The 18,061-nt window shown below is 58.2% G+C and carries 11 protein-coding genes and 1 pseudogene; 9 read left to right on the forward strand and 3 right to left on the reverse strand.

Annotation, left to right across the window (positions count from 1 at the left end; genetic code table 11):
• Window positions 1-40 precede the first annotated feature (40 nt).
• Window positions 41-2,107: a hypothetical protein gene (locus tag ARC23_RS15390; RefSeq protein WP_057498009.1), complete on the forward strand. Its 2,067-nt coding sequence runs from the start codon at window positions 41-43 to the stop codon at window positions 2,105-2,107.
• Here the strand turns inward: ARC23_RS15390 and ARC23_RS20850 are convergent.
• The gene (locus ARC23_RS20850; protein ID WP_152985278.1) at window positions 2,070-2,495 is read right to left on the reverse strand and encodes a hypothetical protein; all 426 of its coding nucleotides are present in this window, start codon (window positions 2,493-2,495) and stop codon (window positions 2,070-2,072) included. The genes ARC23_RS15390 and ARC23_RS20850 overlap by 38 nt on opposite strands.
• A 284-nt stretch (window positions 2,496-2,779) precedes the next feature.
• On the opposite strand from ARC23_RS20850, the gene ARC23_RS15395 reads away from it, so the two are divergent.
• Window positions 2,780-3,109 (forward strand): SDR family NAD(P)-dependent oxidoreductase, encoded by a 330-nt coding sequence (locus ARC23_RS15395; protein ID WP_057498010.1) that lies wholly within the window; start codon window positions 2,780-2,782, stop codon window positions 3,107-3,109.
• On the opposite strand, the gene ARC23_RS15400 is transcribed toward ARC23_RS15395, so the two are convergent.
• Window positions 3,106-4,211 (reverse strand): IS3 family transposase gene (locus tag ARC23_RS15400; protein WP_238985255.1). Its coding sequence is split into 2 segments (ribosomal slippage): window positions 3,106-3,953 and window positions 3,953-4,211, totalling 1,107 coding nucleotides; the frame shifts between segments, so codons are not numbered across the junction. The genes ARC23_RS15395 and ARC23_RS15400 overlap by 4 nt on opposite strands.
• A 70-nt stretch (window positions 4,212-4,281) precedes the next feature.
• Here ARC23_RS15400 and ARC23_RS21245 point away from each other — a divergent pair.
• Window positions 4,282-4,458, forward strand: a pseudogene (locus ARC23_RS21245) (IS3 family transposase); the annotation flags it as partial.
• Window positions 4,459-4,637: 179 nt separating this feature from the next.
• Window positions 4,638-5,567, forward strand: a complete 930-nt coding sequence (locus ARC23_RS20550; RefSeq protein WP_080393091.1) for a PhzF family phenazine biosynthesis protein — start codon at window positions 4,638-4,640, stop codon at window positions 5,565-5,567.
• A 118-nt stretch (window positions 5,568-5,685) separates the two neighbouring features.
• On the opposite strand, the gene ARC23_RS15410 is transcribed toward ARC23_RS20550, so the two are convergent.
• Window positions 5,686-6,327: a response regulator gene (locus ARC23_RS15410; RefSeq protein WP_057498013.1), complete on the reverse strand. Its 642-nt coding sequence runs from the start codon at window positions 6,325-6,327 to the stop codon at window positions 5,686-5,688.
• 68 nt (window positions 6,328-6,395) lie between these two features.
• Here ARC23_RS15410 and ARC23_RS15415 point away from each other — a divergent pair, with 68 nt between their 5' ends.
• From ARC23_RS15415 to ARC23_RS15435, 5 genes are all read left to right on the forward strand, one after another.
• A complete protein-coding gene (locus ARC23_RS15415; RefSeq protein ID WP_057498073.1) occupies window positions 6,396-10,013 on the forward strand; it encodes an ATP-binding protein in 3,618 nt (1,205 codons plus the stop codon).
• Window positions 10,014-10,106: 93 nt separating this feature from the next.
• A complete protein-coding gene (locus ARC23_RS15420; RefSeq protein ID WP_152985281.1) occupies window positions 10,107-10,427 on the forward strand; it encodes a hypothetical protein in 321 nt (106 codons plus the stop codon).
• Between the two features lie 137 nt (window positions 10,428-10,564).
• Window positions 10,565-11,872 (forward strand): DUF389 domain-containing protein, encoded by a 1,308-nt coding sequence (locus ARC23_RS15425; RefSeq protein ID WP_152985282.1) that lies wholly within the window; start codon window positions 10,565-10,567, stop codon window positions 11,870-11,872.
• Window positions 11,873-11,970: 98 nt separating this feature from the next.
• Window positions 11,971-13,482: a putative bifunctional diguanylate cyclase/phosphodiesterase gene (locus ARC23_RS15430; protein WP_160321665.1), complete on the forward strand. Its 1,512-nt coding sequence runs from the start codon at window positions 11,971-11,973 to the stop codon at window positions 13,480-13,482.
• Between the two features lie 727 nt (window positions 13,483-14,209).
• Window positions 14,210-17,818, forward strand: coding sequence for an autotransporter outer membrane beta-barrel domain-containing protein (locus tag ARC23_RS15435; protein WP_080393093.1), 3,609 nt, complete (start codon window positions 14,210-14,212; stop codon window positions 17,816-17,818).
• Window positions 17,819-18,061 lie beyond the last annotated feature (243 nt).

Below are 18,061 nucleotides of genomic sequence, written 5' to 3' on the forward strand. Positions count from 1 at the left end.
ACCGCAGCGTTAGCAGAGCGTCCACTCTAGAGGTAAGGCTATGCCTGCAGTAAGAAAGATCAAATCAGCGCAGGCGGCAACCCTGCATCCTTCATTCCAGGTGGACTATGACAGTAATGTCTGGACGTTCGCTCAAACCACTGTCGGCCAACAGAGGGAGTTCGTCACCGTTGATTGGGCAATCCCGGTTTCGCGCGGGGAATTACTCACAGACTACAAACACAGGGGACTGCTGGATGAACTGAAGTGCTACCTCAAGACCTCCATCGTCGATGACACGGTACGCATGACGGTTGGATCTATCCCTTCTACCTACATGGGCGTGAGGGAGCTGGTGAAGTTCATGGGGGAGCGGGAAATCCGCACGCTTTTCGACATATCCACAGCTGTGAGTTGGGAGTATGTCGAAGGTCTCGAAGAGCAATACATCATGGCCGGAGGTGATGTCGGTCGAGATAGATCGTGGACGCATTCCACTGCCTACAAGCTTATTCACCCACTTACACAGATCTACGAGCTCGCGGACAGCTTGCGCGCCAGAGGTGGACAAGCACCCTGCGAAGCACCGTTTGATGGAAGAAAGACCTATGACGTTGTGACCGGGCCGCTTGGGCTCGCTCGAACGGGTGGATTGCTGCCTATCCCGGACGAGATCTCGTTGCCAATCCTCACCTACGCATATGAATGGATCGAACACGGCTCGGAAGATGTGATCAGACTTCAGGCTGAGATCATCCCGATGCTCATCGACGCAAGGAGCGCGAAGGGACCAAGACGAATCATATGTCTTCGTGAGATCAAACGGCACATCGAGGAGTTCCAGATGAGTCCGATCCCTGGAACACTAACGCCTTGGCATGAGCCGCTGCTCGCAACGGATCGGATTGATGACGCTGGGGACGAGCGCGAAATTAGCGGAACTCAGGCCCTCAGACGCCTAATCCTGATGACTCAAAGCGCATGTAGTACGTTGCTGCAGGCATGCACTGGGATTCGAGCTCATGAGCTGATAGGCCTATCCTTGGACCACGATCCGACGCTGCAGCACGGTGTGATCAAGTCAGTGACTTCTCTAGACGGACTGATGGAGGTCTTCTCCATCTGCGGCATTTCAGCCAAAAGGGAAGCGACTCGCCATGAGTGGACAGCCGGACTGCGTCCGTTGGGTACAAAGCACATGCCGATCGTTCTGAAGTCCATCGAAGTGTTGGTTCGGCTAATGGAGCCTTGGAGAGCTCTTTCTGGCAGCAGCACGCTGATGCTCAGCTTCTCCCACGCCAAGTCCCTTCCATCCGGTGCTGATGGAATTGGCCGAATGACAGCCAACCGAAACTCTCTCCTGCAGCGCGAGTTCGCCGTTGAGGCCCTCACTAAGAAGCGTGGAATCGAGATGACGCAAGCTATCTACGAGGTGAGATCCCTCCGCCCACAGCGATGGAGGATCACCTTTGCGCACTACGTCTTCCGATCCAAGCCGGAGCTTATGCCTGCACTTCGGACCCACTTCCGTCACATGAGCGAGCAGATCACGGATCAAGGGTACATCGGCAACGACGCAGCGCTGCTCGAGAATCTGGAAGGAGAGAGAGTCATGGAGACCTCCAGGTTCCTCGTTCAAATCACTCTTGGCAAGCCGATTGGGGGAGGACCGGCACAGCGGCTTCTCATGCAGCATGCCGAATCAATGGCCAAGGCACTGTCAATGATGGACGGAGAAACACTGATTGATAAGGCCGTAGCATACGTGAAGCTCACCGACCTGCGGATATGGACAGGGACGTACGCGAGTTGTCTGATCGATATGGTGCCTGATCGCTCCAGCTGCAATCCACACGCAAGCCTGCTCACCGTCCGCGCCTCGCCAGACTTCGGCGTACGATCGCCCGGCCTGTGTGCGGGGTGCAAGTGCTGCATCATCCTCCCAGAGCATCGGGACTTCTGGGAGGATCGACTTCTGAAGAATCAGGCCATTGTCCAAGCAGATCGGATCAACTCTAAAGACCAGCGATCAAAGATTGCCATGAGTCGTATCGTTCAGAGTCGAGCAGTTCTGAAGATGATATCCAAGGCTACCGGGGACGCCTCCGATCGTTCCGGCGGAAGTTGACAACATTGGCCGCTTCATCCCTGTTGGCACTTCTCTTCTGAAGCCGGGACACTGCGAGCTGAAGGGAAGCGTTGTGGATATTTGTCTTGTACAAAAGAGCCTTCAACCTTGTGTTCTCGGCTCTAAGCTTGGTGAGCTCTTCAGTCACTGAGCCGCGCTTCTCCTCCTCAGCTAGTTCTTGAATTTTGAGCCAGACATGCCCGAGTCGAGCGTGCCTTGATCCAAAGCTTCCTCTATTTACGCCCGCCTCCGCCGCGACCGAAGTTGGCGTGATGATCCGATGACCTGCGGCCATCTTTGCTTTCAGCAATTCATTCGTTGGGCGTCGCTTCACCAGACGGTCAAGAGCGGCCAACGCTTTGTCCTCTACTGAGTTGGGTCTGCTCATGCTGCTTTCCGATGATTCGTCGTAGCCAGTACATAGCCTACGCCAAATGCGCCGCCGAATCAGCTGGATGAAATCCGTCATCTCAGGTTTTTCTGCAAACAGCGATTACCAAACTACAGAAGCTGATTAGGGCAGCGTTCGCTACTCTATCCTCTACGCTCTGTTTCGACTTGCAGAAGACATCCTCCTGGATCCTACGCAACTAGCTCCCCAATACACCACGTTTAGCACGTAGATGCTTTGATTGTCAGTTCTAACGCAACAGGAGAGCGCTTACCGTGTCCATGAAGGGAAAGGTGGCATTAGTCACTGGCGGCCGCTCTGGCATTGGATTGGCGATCGCACAAAAGCTCTCAGCAGACGGTGCTCGCGTCTTCACCGCCCAGCGTCGTGCAGACACCGTCTCTGAAGGCATTGAAGCGGATTTCGCGGATCCAGCCTCTGCACAACGCGTCGTCTCAACCGTGATTGACTATGCAGGGCGTCTGGACGTTCTCATCAACAACGCGGGCGTCATGGGGGAAGCGCTTGTCGAAGAGATGTCCTTTGAGGCCTGGAACCGTACGCTGGCGGTCAACCGACGTCCCCCCGCCTTCAGTAGCGGGACTGTTTAGAGTCCGGGTTTCATCGTAGCGACTTTGGCCGCCAGCTGTTTGGCATAGGCGGCCGGGGTCAGCCCGCCCAGTGCCTTCTTCGGTCGCTCCTCGTTGTATTCGCGTCGCCAGGTCTCGATCTCGGTACGGGCGTGCAGCAGTGTCGGGAACCAGTGCTCGTTGAGGCATTCGTCGCGCAGGCGACCGTTGAAGCTCTCGATGTAGGCGTTCTGGTTCGGTTTGCCAGGCTGGATCAGGCGCAGCTGCACACCTCGCTCGTGCGCCCACGTCACCATCGTCTTGCCGCAGAACTCCTTGCCGTTCTCGGTCCGGATCACCTGCGGCAGACCGCGGGTCAGCGCCAGCCGGTCCAGCACCCGCGCCACGCCGTGGCCGGAAATTGCCCGCTCCACCTCGATGGCCACTGCCTCATGCGTGGCATCGTCAACGATGGTCAAGGCCTTGAGCACACGACCCTCGGCGGTGCGATCGAACACGAAGTCCATCGACCACACCTGGTTGGCTGCTTCGGGCCGCAGCAACGGCTGCCGATCGCCCAGGGCAACCTTCTTGCGCTTGCGCCGCCGCACCTGCAGCCGGGCCTCCTGATACAACCGTTCCACCCGCTTATAGTTCACCGGCCACCGCTCCTGCCGCAGCTTCAAATAGATCATCCCGACGCCGTAACGCTTGTGTCGCTGCGCCAGCGCCAGGATCCGCTCGCGCAGCTCGACGTTGCGGTCCGGACGCGGCTCGTAACGCAGCGCGCTGGCGCTCATCCGCACCGCCGCCAGCGCGCGCCGCTCGCTCAGGCCTCGCTCCACCAGATGCCGCACCAGCGTCCTGCGCGCCGGTGCGGTCACCACTTTTTTCGCAAGGCATCCTTGATGACGTCGTTCTCGAACAGCTGCTCGGCCAGCAACTTCTTCAGCCGGGTGTTCTCCGCCTCCAAATCCTTCAGGCGTTTGGCCTCCGGCACGGTCATCCCGCCGAACTTGCTGCGCCACAGGTAGTACGAGGCCTCGCTGAAGCCGTGCGTGCGGCACAGATCCTTGACCGGAAGTCCGGCCTCGGCCTCACGCAGGAAGCCAATGATCTGTTCTTCGGAAAAGCGCTTCTTCACGTCCAATCTCCGTCTCGTGGGGGAATGGACTCCACATCGACCTGCTACTCAAAACTGGGGGAACGTCGGTTTGAAAAAAGAACGGATTAAGAAGCAAATCTACGCAAATCTTGACGTGGCAACCTCGGACATATCCGACTACATCGATCGGTTTTACAATCCAAAAAGCCGCCACAGCCATCTAGGCGGGGTCAGTCCTGACGAGTTCGAAGCAGCGCATCGCCGCCCTCGATCAGGTGTCCACTAAAAGGTGGGAACTCCATCCTGACGAAATTTGCAAAAAGTTGTATGGATATCGGCCGCCTATAGGCCCTACCGTGGTCTCTACGACTTTACTGAACCCACAGTCCAGTTTTGACCTAAAGCTTCGTCACGGACATCGTCAGCACGAAGTCCTGTTTCCTTACACTTCGGTTTCTACCAGTCATGCTCAAGCTGCAGTACACCCAAGTTGATGTATTTTCAGCACAACCAATGCGCGGCAATCCTGTTGCGATAGTCCACTGCAATGAATTGCTCCCCGACCATTGCATGTTGGAGGTTGCCAGGTGGCTTGGTCTTAGTGAGACCGTATTCCTGCTTCCCCCCGTCGATCCCAGGGCGGACTACCGGGTACGTATCTGGTCGACTCTAGGAGAGCTTCCGTTCGCTGGCCATCCCACCCTGGGCGCTTGCCATGCTTGGCTTGAATCAGGCGGAGTACCGCGTGGTGCGCGCATTTTGCAGGAGTGCGGTGCTGGACTAGTGCATATTCGCCATGAGCAGCGGCGGCGGAAAGATATGAGCGGATGCCACCCGGAGCCAACTACCCTCAGCAAGCTGTCAGCGCAGCTGGCCTTCAAGGCTCCCCCCCTACTAAGGAACGGCCCGCTGGAGCCGGGTCTCCTGCCTCGTGTTTGCGAGGGTCTTGGTTTGGCTCCTGGGGAAGTCTTGGATGCGGCTTGGGTAGACAATGGTGCAGGTTGGCTGGCCCTCCGTCTTCGAAGTGACAGGGACGTATTGGCGGTGGTCCCGGACTACTCCAAGCTGATGGGTCTGGCGGTAGGTATTATTGCTCCTGCTCAGAATCAACCAATTACAGATGCAACGCGGTTCGAATCGCGCGCTTTCATTGCCGGCGACGCGGTGCCCGAGGACCCGGCAACCGGGAGTCTACAAGCCGGAATTGGCTGCTGGTTTGCTCAACTTGGTCTTGGCGCGGACCGATACATTGTTCAGCAAGGAACATGTTTGGGTCGCGCAGGCAGGATCTTTGTCCATCGGGAGCAGGACGAAATATGGATAGGAGGACACACCACAACCTGCATTAGTGGGGCCATTAGCTTGAACCCGCATCACATGCCGAATGAAATATAGGTGCTGCGGTAATTCTGAATGCGCTTTTATTGCACTAACGCCAACGCTTCAGGGCATGCAGAGACAATGGCTCCTAATGCACTTATATGACGGCATCAAACATCAAAAATGCGGGCGATCAGTTGGAGATGCCTTCATCGCGCAGGAACTCGAACAACTCGGCGTCATTGCTGATACCCAACTTGCGCATGGCATCGGTCTTTTGGCGGCTGATAGTAGTCTTACTGCGGTTCAGATGCATCGCTATCTCGGTAACTGACAGGCCTGAGGCCAGCAGGCGGAGTACCTCGCCCTCGCGTGGTGATGGCTGCTTGCCGCCGGCTGCCACGGTTTCGCTGCCGAGTTCGGCGATGCGTTTTTTCAATCCCTTGCTGACATATGGCGCACCGCGATGCACGACCTGCAGCGCCTGCGGCAGTTCATCAAGCGAGGAGGCCTTGTCAATTAGTCCCAATACCCTAGTGGAGACCACCATCCGCAGGATGCCCAGGTTGTTGGCCATGCTCAGGAGCAGGATTGGCAGGTTGGGGTGTCTGCGCCGGATCAACTCCAGCATCGCGAAGCCATCAGGCTGTTGACTCCCAGGCATGGAAAAATCGGTCACCAGGACGTCACAGGAATGGTCTTCCAATGCCTGCAGTAGTTCGCCCGGGTTGTTGGCCTCAGCGATCACCTCACCTACGCCACTGCCCTCAATTAGCGCCCGTGCACCGATGCGGACGATGGGGTGATCATCAGCAAGAATGACGCGAAGTCGCATGGGCTAGTATCGGATCAATAGGTGGATGGATGGGACGGACTGCTGTGGGGATTTCGTGCTGGGTGAATATGCATTTTTACCTCCGTGGTTTCTTGCTGTGCCTGGCCGCAGCGCTGGCCGTGCCTGCGCTCGCCCAAGAGGAAGCCTTGCCGTTGTCGCCGTCGCAACGCGCTTGGCTCAAGGCCCATCCCACGGTGACAGTCGGATTATACGACAACCTCTGGCTGCCTTTTGAGCGAGTTGAGGATGGCCAACCGGAGGGTCTGACCTACGATTACCTCGTCGAGGCGACCAACCAGCTGGGGCTCAAAGTGACCACCCGTCGCTACGCCAGTTGGGGCGACGTGCTGCGGGCCGCCTGCTCAGGCGAGGTGGATATTGTGATGGATGTCGCACTTACCGCCGAGCGCACGCGGTGCATGGTCTTCACCCGCGAGTACGCCGAAGCTCCTGTCGCGCTAGTAAGCCGCCTTCAGGACAGTCGCGCTGCACGAGATGCCGGCCTGGAGGGTCTGCGGGTAGTGACCGAAGGCGATTTTGCGTTCTCAGACAGCGCTCGGGAGCGATACCCAGCCGCCAAGCATGTGCAGGCCCAGACGACTTCGGAGGCGCTACAGATGGTCTCCGATGGTCAGGCCGACGTGTACTTGGGCAATGCTTATGTGGCTACCGCGCTGATCGCAGAGCTCGGTATTCCCCGTATCGGTCTGCTGCGGCCGAGCGATATGCCGCTGGATTCGCTGCACTTTGGCGTACCCAATGCCAAGCAGACGCTAGCCGAGGTGTTGGACCTGGCACTGACATCAATCCCGGAGGCGCGTAGTCACGCAATCCGAGCGCAATGGCTGCCTTCGTTGAGTTGGCTCGGCAGTGGAAAGCTGGCCCTGACGGCCAGTGAGCGTAAGGCATTGGCGCAACCACTGTTTATCGGCTTCGCATCGAAGTGGGCGCCCATCTCCTTCATTGATGAGGAGGGCCAGCCTAGCGGCATTGCCGGTGAGTATCTGCAATCTTTCCATGCCATTGGCGCTGACAAACTCAAGCTGTTGCCGTTGGATAGCTGGCGATCTATCCGCGATGCCATGCGCGATGGTCGGCTCGATGCGGTGATCGGTGTACCCAATGACACCACGGCATTCGGCGCCGACTGGGTGTTCAGCCAGCCGTTTCTGACCGTGTCCAATGTGATCGTTGTGAGAGATAGCAGCGGTCGCGTGTTGGATATGAGCGATCTCAATGAGCGCCGGGTGGCGCTTTCTGACCCAGAGAGACTGGGTTCCTTGTTGCGGGCGCAGGCACCCGATGTAGTCGTCGTGGAAGTTGCCACAGCCCAGGATGGCTTGGAACGGGTGCGCTCGGGACGGGCAGATGCGTACATCGGCAACCTCGCGGTGGTGGACCGATTCCTGCGGGACCGATACTCAGGCGAACTGCATATTGCGGCACCGGCAGGGGTCGAGGATCGGCTGGCATTGGCGGTGCGGCCGCAGCATGCAGCGCTTGCTTCGGCATTTGACCGCATGCTGATGAGCATGACGCCACGCGAGCGCGAGGCCATCCGGACCGACTGGATGGCGGTGGAGTATCGAACGGGGTTCGATTGGCAGATCTTCTTGAAGTGGGCCATCCCGCTGGTGCTAGTGCTGCTGACTGCCGGTGCAGTACACGCCGTAGGACACATACGCCTGCGGCGGGAGGTGGAGCAGCGGAGGTTGATCGAGAAGCGACTGGCAGAGGTCACCGGAAACCTGCCGGCCGTGGTCTATCAGGTCCAGCGCAGTCCAGAGGGGCAACTTTCGTTTTCATATATCGCAGGCGACATGCCATCGCTGTTTGGTCTTGAGGTGGAACAGGCGATACGCAATGAGCGCGAGCTTTTTTCGCGCGTGCACCCAGAAGATCAGCCGCTGCTTGCGACAGAGGTGGAGCGTGCAGCGGCGGCGGTCGATAACATTGTTTTGGATTTCCGAGTGCGCTCCGAAGATGGCTGGCGTTGGATCCGTTCGCGCGCCCGGCCACACCATGCCGACGACGGCGGTTTGCAGTGGAGTGGCTACTGGATTGATGTCACCCAGGTCCGCGCACAAGCGCAGGCGCTTGAAGCCGCCAAAGCCTCGGCCGAACAGGCCACAGAAGCCAAGGCAAGCTTTCTGGCCACCATGAGCCATGAAATTCGCACGCCGATGAGTGGTGTCCTGGGGATGCTTGAGATTCTTGCCCATACCGGGCTCGACAGCGAGCAACGCCGTGTGCTGGCAATTATTGAGGATTCAGCACAGATGCTGCGGCAGATCCTCGACGACATTTTGGATTTCTCCAAGATGGAGGCCGGCGCGTTGGTGTTGGAGGCCACGCCGATCAGTCTGCGGCGGACGATCGATAATACTCAGCAGATGCTGATTACGCAGGCAACCGCTAAAGGACTGCTGCTGAGCAACCGCATCGATTCACGCGTGGCTCATCAGCACATGGCCGATGGCATCCGCCTGCGCCAAGTGCTGTTCAATCTGCTGAGCAATGCGATCAAGTTCACTGCGCAGGGTCGAGTCAGCGTTCTGCTCGACCTGCTGGAGGACCGGCCGCGAGCGCAACGCATACGACTGACGGTACGGGACACCGGTATCGGTATCTCGGAGGAGCAGCGGACGTATCTGTTCAGTCCCTTCATGCAGGCTGAGGCATCTACCACCCGTCGCTATGGTGGTACCGGTTTGGGCTTGAGCATCTGCCAACGATTGGCTGAGTTGATGGATGGACAGTTGGAACTTCGGAGTGCGCTGGGTGAAGGAACCGAAGTGTCGCTGACCGTGTGGCTGCCTACTGCAGCAGCCGATGCCGATGTCGCCGCTACCGCAGTGCCGAGCGAGACCGTGCTATTGCCACTGGCATTGCGTCAGCAGAATGTCCTGATCGTGGAAGACCATCCTACCAATCAGGATCTGATGCGCTGGCGGATGCAGCAATTGGGCCTCAAGCACGAGATTGCAGGTGATGGTTTGGCCGCGCTGGCGATATTGGCCAAAGGCAATTTCGATCTGATCATCACCGATTGCCGCATGCCGGGCATGGATGGCTACGAGATGACACGTGAGATTCGTCGCATGGAAGCCAGCAGCCCACATCGCAAACGCATGCCGATCATCGCGCTCACTGCCAGTGCACTTGATGAGGAAGCGCGGTGCTGCCGAGAGGCTGGGATGGATGATTTCCTTGCCAAGCCCGTGCCGCTGGTGACGCTGCGGCAGGCGCTGATCCGCTGGCTGCAGAATGGTTCCGAGCACGCCGGCGATCACCGTGATGAAGGGCTGGGCGACGATTTACCCGGGCAGGTGAAAGTGCCCGACTCGCGTGCGCCTGTTGTGCAAACAATCTCCGTGCGCGAGGCGCTGATTGCTAGGTTTGGCTCGATGCAGGTGGCGGATCGCATGATCGTCAGCATCGTTGCCACCACGCTGGAGGATCTGCAGGCGATGGATGTAGCGATAGCCGCGCAGGATGACGCGACCTGTGCGGACCGTCTACATCGCATTGCTGGTGGACTGGGGGCTGTAGGGGCTGAAGATGATGCGGACTGGGCGCGCGAGTTGCAGGCGGCAATTGAAGCAGACGGCATCGTTGCCCACGACGAGGAATGGACTACGTTCCGTATGGCGGTCATGCAGTATCTGAAGGAGCTGCAAAGTTGAGCAATTTCGTACTTGTTGTATAGGACAACCGCCTCGGCGACGGCAAAGTCTAACTTCCGTCCCACAGCGCCATAGGCGCAGGCGAGAGTCCTCATGAACAACGTGTTCGCGCTCCGAAGCGCCGCTTCTACTAGTGCTTCCACTTCCAAGGAAGTGACTGCTGCACCTCGTCGCGCCGCGTTGGCCCAGCTCTTGAGGGATTCGGCACGCATCGAGGGCGAGGTGCTCTACCCATTGCTGGCAGTGTTGTTGGAAGCCCACCTGGACCACGGCCATGATGACTGTCGTGGCAACGCGAGCATTCGTGACGGTTTGGACAACTTGGAGGTGCTGCTCGCATTGGATATCGAACGGATGGGGTTGCGACGGTCTCCCAAGACACCTTGTACGACGTTGCCGCGCTCGCGTAGCTAGCGCGCAGCGCAAGATGCACTCGCTGGTATGGCTGGCGCCGACACGATCGATGGAGCGACGCTCCTTCCCACACCTTCAGACCGATCGATGCCCCACCTGGTGAGGCGTCGATGCTTTCGCATGTGAGCCTCCCCCCGATGTCCCGATTCCAGACCCCTCTGATATCCCTGGCCAGCAAGTGGCGGGGCGATCACATCATCAATCGTGTCGAACACAATGCGGTCATGGCCGATGTACTTGAGGGCGGGGCTGCAACCCCGCGTTATCTGTTCATGGCTACGATGTCCTGCGGTATCGCGATCCTTGGACTTCTGCAGTCCTCGGCAGCGGTTGTGATCGGCGCGATGCTTATCTCCCCGCTGATGGGGCCGATCATGCAGCTGGGCTTCTCGTTGTGTGTCATCGATTTCCGGATGATGCGTCGTGCGTTGATCGCGCTCGTGATCGGTACGCTCGTTGCGTTGCTGATGTCCTACCTGATTGTGAAGGCCTCACCCATTCGCGAAGCTACCAGTGAAATTCTGGCGCGGACGCGGCCCACCCTATTTGACTTGATGGTTGCCGTTTTCTCCGGGCTGGCGGGAGCCTACGCGGCCATTACCCGCAAAGGCGAAACCATCGTGGGCGTGGCCATCGCTACTGCGCTGATGCCGCCATTGGCGGTGGTGGGCTATGGCTTGGCCGTCGGCAGTATGGCCATTGCAGGCAACGCTTTTTTCCTGTTCATGACCAATCTGTTGGCCATTGCCTTGAGTGTCACACTGGTCGCCAAGTGGTACGGTTTTGGGATGCAGAACTCTTCACAGAGTACGGCCTGGCAGGCGGTATTGATCGCAATGACATTCCTGGTACTTGCCGTTCCGCTGGGTATCGCGCTGCGGGACATTGCGGCGTCTACGTGGATAGGCAATGGCGGCAGGGTCGAGACGGAGGCCTATCTTTCTCGCAACGGTGGTGCCATTGACAGTTTCCATGTGGACCACAGCGGGCAGGTACCGATCTTCAATGTCGTGGCTTTCGTGCCGCATTACCTGCCAATGGCAAAAATCGAAATTCAGAAGCAGATTCAGGCCAAGCTCGGTAGGGAAGTGCAGGTTGAGCTGCATCAAAGCCTGGAAGCCAATGACAGCATCCAGAACGGCATGGCCGATATCGATCGCATCCGCAGGCAGGTCGCATCCATCGAAGCACGCTTGAGCGCCGATGCCCAACGCACCGTCCTGGAGCAGGCCAGCACGGATGCCATCACGCAGCAGCTACTCGCGAATCTGGTGTCGGTGGAGGTTGCCGAGCACGAGCATATCGTCGTGGTGCGACCCCATGGCCCACTCATGCCGGAACAGAAAGCAATCCTGACGCTGGAGGCCCATCTTCAGGGTCAGATGCCCGGATGGACGGTAGTGGTACGTGCGCAGGAGGAGTCCCCCATCACTGTCGCCAACTGACATGGGAGCGGGGTTTCGTACTTGTTGTATTCAGCTCCGCGCTGCCAGGCGGAACAATGAACCCCAATCCAATACGGATGGTCCAGCGGGACGTCAAGATGAATGCGAATTTCACGTATAGCCTCATACCGACGCTCGACAGCGGATTGCTGGCGATGCTTGCCAGCAGCCTGGTATTCACGCTTGTGCGGGGCTTCCCGTTGTTCCTGATGTATCTGCGGCGCACTGCACAGCTTGAGCAGTGCGCCGTGCTCATGGGAGTATCATCGAAACAACCCATGCAGGCACAGGTACCTGTACCTGGGGCCATGCAAGATCGTTTGACCGCATTGCCGGGGCGCCTTCTGCTGGAGCAGCAATTACGTGGGTCGCGCGGTCAGGGGGCGTACAAGGCCGTGCTGGTGATCGGCGTGGATGGCTTCAGCGCCATCAACCAACTCTATGGCCATGCTTTTGGCGATGAACTTCTGAAGGCCATTGCCGTGCGCATCCGGTCCGCTGTCCGCACCGAGAATATGGTGGTACGGCTGGCCGGTGACGAATTCGCGATCATCGCAGAGGTCGAAGAGCTCGGACAGGCAAAGACCATTGCCAAGCGCCTGATGCAAGAGATGCGCCGGGCGTTTGTCATGAATGACAAAGAGGTCGAAATTTCCGTGAGCGTCGGTGTTGCCATGGAAACCATCGCTGGCGGTCAACGTAGTCGCTTGCTGACCCAGGCCGCCGCAGCCATGGCGGACGCCAAGGATCTAGGGCGCAACCGCTACGCGGTGTTCGACGTGCTGATGGGGGCGAGTGTTTCGGAAGTCGAGTTGATGGTGGGGGACCTGCGTCGCGCATTGCGCGAGAACGAGTTCTTCCTGCTGTACCAGCCAAAACTGGATCTTCAGAGCGGGCGGGTGATGGGCCTGGAGGCGCTGTTGCGCTGGAACCATCCTGAGCACGGGCAGGTACCTCCGGATCATTTCATCTCGTTGGCCGAGAAGACGGGAATGATTGTGGATATCGGGCGCTGGGTGCTCAACGAGGCGTGCAGTCAGATGCAGCAATGGCGAAGTGAGGGTGTGGTGGATTGGTGCGTCTCGGTGAATGCTTCCGTCTTCCAGATCAACGCAGCCTCGTTCTACGTGGATGTGCTTGACGCTTTGGAGCGAAACGATCTGGATCCAGAAGATCTGTATATCGAGATCACCGAATCTGGTGCCATGCGCAACGCAGAATTGAGCCTGATGACGTTGCGCAAGCTTTCTGCTGCCGGTGTGCGGATCTCGCTGGATGACTTCGGTGTCGGTTACTCGAGCCTGTCGCACCTGAAACGCTTCCCTGTTCAGGAGTTGAAGGTGGACCGTAGCTTCATCAGCGATATTGCCGAGTGTTCGGAGAGCGAGGCCATTGTCAGGGCAATCATTGGCCTGGCCAAAGCGGTGGGATTACAGGTAGTTGCAGAAGGCGTCGAAACCGAAGAACAACAAGCGCTCTTGGCCGAGATGGATTGTGATGTAATCCAAGGCTATCTGATCAGTCGCCCGGTACGGGCGATTGAGGTGCCGGCACTGATCGCCAAGCATAACGAAGCAAATGACGTATTGAATCGGCTGTTGGAGAGCTGATGTAGTCGCAGTGCGATGTCTTCCGGTAGCTGCCGTACATCGCCAAACATCTAGATAAGATTACATCGCGCTAGTCGGCGATGCTTACCCTTTGCGTTGCGGGACTCCCCTTACCCGCAGCGTGCCGGCCGTCAGTGAATATTCCTGGCGCGAGACGCCCGCAAGGCTCGTCGTGATCCGGCCCTTGATGTCAGAAAAACGAGCGGATGAGAGAGCTGAGATCCGTGCTGGTTCAATGCAGCAGCTCCTTCATAACCCATGGGGGAAAGCAGCGACTGTCAGAACACAAGTGGCCGGGGTCGCTAAGGTCATCAAGCTGAACAGGGTGTGGCGCGGAGCACAGCGCCGCAGTTCCCCAGCATGAGTTGGACTCGATCCTGAGCAAGTAGGCCGCCCTTCGGCATCTTTATGGCCGGGGATAAGCGAGTAGTGGCCAGTCAGAGAAAGCAGACTTCGTGGTCGATCAGGGCAGCAACAAAGCTGCCCGAAATAGGCAGTGCTTGCGAATCAGGACATGCGTACCTGAGCTGTCCGTACGCGACATGAACAAGTATCAATTAACCGCGAAATTTGAAACTTGTTGCATGTGAGCGCTGGGGCTGAATCCGTAGATTTTCCCGGGCCAGCATGACGTCGTGCGCTTATCAAAGTGACGCTGAGCATAGCGACCCGACTCTGTTCCCTGCGGCAGTCGGAAGCGCCCATTCTTCTTTAGGTGAATCATTAAATGAATAAGACTTTGCCCCCTCTTCTCTCTCGCCATACCCTTTCGCTGGCGATAGCCGGTGCATTGAGCATGTCGTTGGCTACCGCTCATGCTGCTGATTCAGATCGGCTGTTGGCTGATGGCATTCGGTTGGATGTCTCCTCTGGTCGCATTGAGTCCTTCGGCAACTTAGCCCACGTAATGGTGGCCACCAATGGTGGCAGTATTGTTGCCAATGACATGGACATTTCCTCCATGGGAACCACTGCGGTTGGTCTGATTGCCAATCGCAGTGGCACGGTGGTGTTCAATGGCGGCCGGATCAGTACCAGCGGTTTAAATAGCGATGGTGCAGTTGCCCGCAACGGCGGTCACCTGGACATTGGTCGTGATGCAAATGGTGTAGGCACACTGATCCAGCTTGGTGGCGACAATGCACGCGGCGTGTCGATCTCCAGCGCCACCGCCCGCATTGACGGCGCGACCATCGAAATAAACGGTGGTCGCGGTACTGGTGTGGTTGGTGCGGCCGGTGTGGTCACTTCGCAGGGTGGCGATGCTCTTGTCACCGATACTGCCATCATCACCAGTGGCTTGGGGGCCGATGGCCTGAACGTGGAAGGCGATTCCAGCATGACAGTGCGCGATAGCAGCGTGCTTACCACGGGTGATAGCGCCAAGGGCGCGGTCGCCTACGACGGCAACGGCAGCCTGTTGCTGGACAACGTGAGTATCCGCACCGAGGGTGCAGGTGCTCGCGGAGTGGTTTCCAGTGGCGTTAGTGCTGGTGTGTCATCGAGTGTGACGATGCACGGCGGCAGCATCACCACCACGGGTGCGGGGAGCATAGGTGCACAATCTGCAGCCGGCGCCGTCATGCAATTGAGCCAACTCAGCATCGATGCAACTGCTACGGGCGTACAAGCGATTGGTGCGGGCCGGGTCGATATGTCCGACGTTGATATCCTGACTCACGAAGGCTACGCACATGCGGTGGAGGCGACCGGTAGCGGCGCAGTGGTGACGGGCAGCAATATCCGCGCCACCACTCTTGGGCAGCATGCCTACGGCCTCCGGGCGAACGAAGGTGGCTGGGTTGACGTTGGCAATGTGATAGTCGATACCAACGGCGTGTATGCGCATGGTGCGGTAGCCGATACAGCAGGTTCGAACCTGACCCTGGCCTCCGCAGACATCACTACCCAAGGGGAAGTGGCAATGGGGGCGCGCGCATATGGCGGCGGCGTAGTCGCTCTCACTGATGTCCGCCTGACGACCCACGGCAACGGGGCTTACGGGTTGGACGCGATGGGAGCTGGTTCGCAACTGCGGGCTGACAATGTCTTGGTGGAGACCTTCGGCGCCAATTCCGGCGGCACCACCGCGTCAGCCGTCGTTGCCGAGTGGGGTGGCCAGTTGGATATTCACAACAGCCAGGTCAAGACGCATGGTGCCTCGGCCATGGGCCTGCTGTCGCAGGTGGCCGGGGACCTGGGCGATACGGATACTGTGCTGAATGCTGTTGGCGTTCAGGTGCTGACCGTAGGCGACAATGCGTTCGGCGCGATGGCATGTTCACTGATCGTGGGCGCCGGTGACGCTTGTGCCAGTCCGAATTATTCGGGTGCAGCGATGGAGGGGGCAAACGCCTTTCTCAACATCGATGACAGCCGCATCGAAACCAACGGTATCGGTAGCCATGGGCTGTACGCTTACGGTCCGGCAGGTGCAAGCATCGTCGCCAATGGCAGTGCGGTACTGACGACCGGCGAAGGAGCGCATGGTGTCGTTGCGGAGTTTGGCGCGGATGTGCAGCTCAATGACTCGCACGTGCGTGCTGAAGGTGCAGGTGCGGTTGGCGCTCTCGTGATTGACAGTACCCTGAGCATGGCTGGCGGCACCCTGAGCAGTTCGCAGGACAGTGCTATCCGCAGCGACGCAGGGGATATCTCCTTGTCCGCTGGCGCCCAGATCATCGGTGGTAATGGCGTATTCGTTGAACAGATTGGCAACGCCGGAAACCGTGTGCAGATGAGTGATCGTGCAATCGCCATGGGTGACGTTGTATTCGGGAATGGTGCCAGTACGGCGGCCACTTCGTTGAGCCTTGATGATGCTTCTGTTTGGATTGGCAAGACCAATGGTGTGGTCGATGTCCTGCAAGTCGCTGGCGGTTCAACATGGCAGATGACGGGGGACTCGACGGTAGGCCAGCTTTCACTGAACGACGGTGTGATTGCTTTCCAGGCACCGAGCACGAATGACTTCAAGACACTGACTGTGACTGGCGACTTTGTCGGCAACGGCGGTACCTTGCTGATGAATACCGTCTTGGGGGACGATCACTCCGCCACTGACAAGCTCCATGTATTGGGCGATACCTCCGGCCAGGCATATGTAGCGGTGAACAACGTTGGCGGGGCCGGCGCGCAAACACTGGATGGTATCCAGATCGTCGAAGTGAATGGCGCTTCAAACGCCGAGTTCAACCTGTCCGGTCGAGCTGTGGGTGGTCAGTACGAATACTTCCTGTTCAAGGGAGGCAAAGCCGATCCTAACGATGGCGATTGGTACTTGCGTTCGGAGTTGCCGCCTATCGTGCAGCCGGATCCATGCGAGTTGGATCCGAGTGCTCCGGGCTGCATTGACCCGATTGATCCGACCGATCCGCCGGCGCCCGTCCTGCGGCCGGAGATTGGCGCGTACCTGGCTAACCAGTCGGTGGCAGTCGGTATGTTCCAGCATGCCATGCATGATCGTTTGGGTGAGCCCAACTTGGCCGAACGACTGAAGGACGACGACAAGCTGGGTAGCGTATGGGCTCGGGTGACTCGTAATCAGGTCGACTACGGTGTGGGTGAAGGTCAGATCGATGTCAGTAGCGATAGTTCTTTGTTGCAGATCGGCTCCGATATCGCCCGGTGGGGGCAGACTAGTCGTGGCCAGGTCGGTTTCATGGCCGCCGCCGGTCAAGCGAACAGCACCGCAACCTCTGCACTGACCGGATATGCGGCCAAGGGAAAAGTGGATGGCGTCGCGCTGGGCGTTTATGGCAATTGGTTTGCGCGTCCGGATGAAGCTGTCGGCACGTACGTCGATGCCTGGCTGCAGGCTGGTCGCTATAAGAACAGCGTGCATGGCGATGGTTTGGTTGAGGAGCGCTACGACGCACAGACTCTGACAGGGTCGGTGGAGATCGGCTATGCATGGAAGGTATTTGCCAACGAAGCCAGGGCCTTCTATCTGGAGCCGCAGGCTCAATTCATCTATACCGACTATCGCAGCGATGACCACATGGAAGCCAACGGTACGGTGGTATCAGCGGAGCAAGGCGGCGGTCTGACGACCCGTGTGGGCCTGCGCGCCTACGGCCATGCGATCAACATGGACGGCAATCGAGTGCAGCCATTTGTGACGGCGAACTGGTATCACCAGTCCAACATCAATTCAGTTGCCTTTGACGGCGAGGCACTGGAGGGCGGAACTCCGAAGGATCGGTACGAGTTGAAGGTAGGTGCCCAGCTGCAACTGGGCAGCGGCTGGACCGGTTGGGGCCATTTGAGTGGACAGTCCGGTAAGGATAGCTACCGCGACATTGGCGGTCAGGTCGGCTTGAAATATAGCTGGTAATTCATGACGGATTCGACCGATTAGGTAACAGGCCGCCCCAGCTACTGGGGCGGTTTTTTTGGTACTAACCCACCCAGTTTGCAATGGCACAATCCCCGTCAACCTCTACTTCTGAATGACTCGAAGAAACAGAGAAACTTCATCGGTGAAGCGTTCTCGTTTCTTCGGTCCAATTTGAAGTGGAGTTCCCCATGTCGTTATTCAATCAACTAGATCGCGTCTCGCGCGAGCATATGTTCGATC

Source organism: Stenotrophomonas beteli (assembly GCF_001431665.1).
In the GTDB taxonomy this organism is placed as follows: domain Bacteria; phylum Pseudomonadota; class Gammaproteobacteria; order Xanthomonadales; family Xanthomonadaceae; genus Stenotrophomonas; species Stenotrophomonas beteli.

Coding starts and splice junctions, on each gene's coding strand:
- ARC23_RS15390 (WP_057498009.1), top strand. CDS start 41: ATGCCTGCAGTAAGAAAGATCAAATCAGCGCAGGCGGCAACCCTGCAT.
- ARC23_RS20850 (WP_152985278.1), bottom strand. CDS start 2,495: ATGAGCAGACCCAACTCAGTAGAGGACAAAGCGTTGGCCGCTCTTGAC.
- ARC23_RS15395 (WP_057498010.1), top strand. CDS start 2,780: ATGAAGGGAAAGGTGGCATTAGTCACTGGCGGCCGCTCTGGCATTGGA.
- ARC23_RS20550 (WP_080393091.1), top strand. CDS start 4,638: ATGCTCAAGCTGCAGTACACCCAAGTTGATGTATTTTCAGCACAACCA.
- ARC23_RS15410 (WP_057498013.1), bottom strand. CDS start 6,327: ATGCGACTTCGCGTCATTCTTGCTGATGATCACCCCATCGTCCGCATC.
- ARC23_RS15415 (WP_057498073.1), top strand. CDS start 6,396: ATGCATTTTTACCTCCGTGGTTTCTTGCTGTGCCTGGCCGCAGCGCTG.
- ARC23_RS15420 (WP_152985281.1), top strand. CDS start 10,107: ATGAACAACGTGTTCGCGCTCCGAAGCGCCGCTTCTACTAGTGCTTCC.
- ARC23_RS15425 (WP_152985282.1), top strand. CDS start 10,565: ATGTCCCGATTCCAGACCCCTCTGATATCCCTGGCCAGCAAGTGGCGG.
- ARC23_RS15430 (WP_160321665.1), top strand. CDS start 11,971: ATGAATGCGAATTTCACGTATAGCCTCATACCGACGCTCGACAGCGGA.
- ARC23_RS15435 (WP_080393093.1), top strand. CDS start 14,210: ATGAATAAGACTTTGCCCCCTCTTCTCTCTCGCCATACCCTTTCGCTG.